Below are 1,611 nucleotides of genomic sequence, written 5' to 3' on the forward strand. Positions count from 1 at the left end.
GCCACCATGGACGTTACCCGCAAGTGGACAGGCCGTGTACAGAATTGGGGACAAATGCTCCTCCAGCTATCCGTCTTCTTCCCGGATCGCATTGGGCAGCATCTCAGATAATTTTTCTCCCCTCGGGGAGAAGCCGATTAAAAGAGTTTACACAAAAGATTTGACAGACCCGACAACAACGTAAAAAGACGTTGCCTTGTTGGCAACGCTCTTTTTAAGATCTCAGTTTTGAGATTGTTTTGTTCTAAGAAAGTTCTAGCAATCACTTAGAATTTTGCACAAATACCCAACTAATATTTCTTCTTGTTCGTATAGAACCCATACCTTGAACGGCGCGATATTCGCGGACACAATTACAAACGAATTAACGGCCCAAAGATTGACTTTGTATAGGTTCGTAATGTTGAACATGGCTATATTCATTGGTTTTTTGCTTAATCATAACTTCATTTTGAAGTGAAATCATTCGATTCCCATAAGCGCTTTTTCAAACGTCTCTAACTCTGTGTTGTATTTTCTCTTTAGGATCATTTTTTTAATTGTAGATGCTTGATATTCGTCGTGGATCGGCTTGTATTTGTTATACGTATCAATGGTCTGGACGACGAGTGTCATATTTCGATTCATCTGAGTTGCTTCTTTTATAACGGAATTGATCTCTTGGATTTGGCTTTCCACTTTAGTAATCGCCTGTTTCAAGTCGGACCGGCTTTTTAGATTTTGATCGGTAATGAACTTTAATTGATTAGACAGCTTGGATATTTCTATATCTGAACTAAAATCTCTTCTGCTATTTCTTCGTTTTGCATCAGCGGTATTGCGATCCGTCAACGTGCGAAGAAGAGCGATAGTTAATATGATGTTGACGGCCAGCGTTCCCCTTCTAAATTGATACTGCCTCGCTGCATCCATAAGTTGATTCCGACTCGGTTTATGATTGAATCGATATTTGTATTTCCGTTTCGATTCAGTGAAATTAAATTCACGAAGTTGAATACGCTCCTTAATTCTTTCCTCTGTGTAGTCGACTCCAAGTGTTTTTCCCCTGACCGATCTTTCCATACCGGGAGACTTGAAAGTCATATATTTCACTTGGCCTTGCTTCATCGTATACCCTAGCTGATCCATCTGAGACATGAAATCTTCAAATTACGTAGAAAACTTGATGACGGTATCAATCTTGTTTAATATGTGCCTTCCATGAATTTCCTCGCTTCTCTTCATTCCATTCTTTATAGGATTTTGGTACAGCGTTTTTGTTGACTGGGATGGTACTTAAATTGTATTCCTTTGCAACTTCATCTGAAAAATCCCTTACGTCTTTTAAGCTCTGCTTATTCGCATAAAACTTTTTCCCAGCTAACGAAACAGAATTAATGATAATGTGATTATGAACGTGCCCTTTGTCTACATGAGTACTGATTATATATTGAAATTTGTCACCAATAAATTTCTCAGCCCACTTCAAACCAATTTCATGTGCTTTGTACGGATCGCTAATTTCATGTTCCTTAAAGGATTGAATAAAGTGAAAACCTAGCGTTCTGGTCATACCCCTGTCAAGTAGACATTAGAAAAAAGCTATGCTGCCAGCGCGCACCGGTATTCAAT

Annotated in this window: 2 protein-coding genes; both read right to left on the minus strand. The window is 38.9% G+C overall.

All coding sequences use genetic code 11. The annotated features are described in order from the left end of the window. Nucleotides 1-462 precede the first annotated feature (462 nt). Nucleotides 463-1,107, minus strand: a complete 645-nt coding sequence (locus tag ACFPYJ_RS20155) for a hypothetical protein (RefSeq protein WP_379190005.1) — start codon at nt 1,105-1,107, stop codon at nt 463-465. Nucleotides 1,108-1,174: 67 nt separating this feature from the next. After that, complete coding sequence (locus ACFPYJ_RS20160) at nt 1,175-1,552, minus strand: relaxase/mobilization nuclease domain-containing protein (RefSeq protein WP_379190006.1); 378 nt, start codon at nt 1,550-1,552, stop codon at nt 1,175-1,177. Between the last annotated feature and the right edge of the window lie 59 nt (nt 1,553-1,611).

This window comes from Paenibacillus solisilvae (assembly GCF_042656405.1).
GTDB lineage: Bacteria > Bacillota > Bacilli > Paenibacillales > Paenibacillaceae > Paenibacillus_Z > Paenibacillus_Z solisilvae.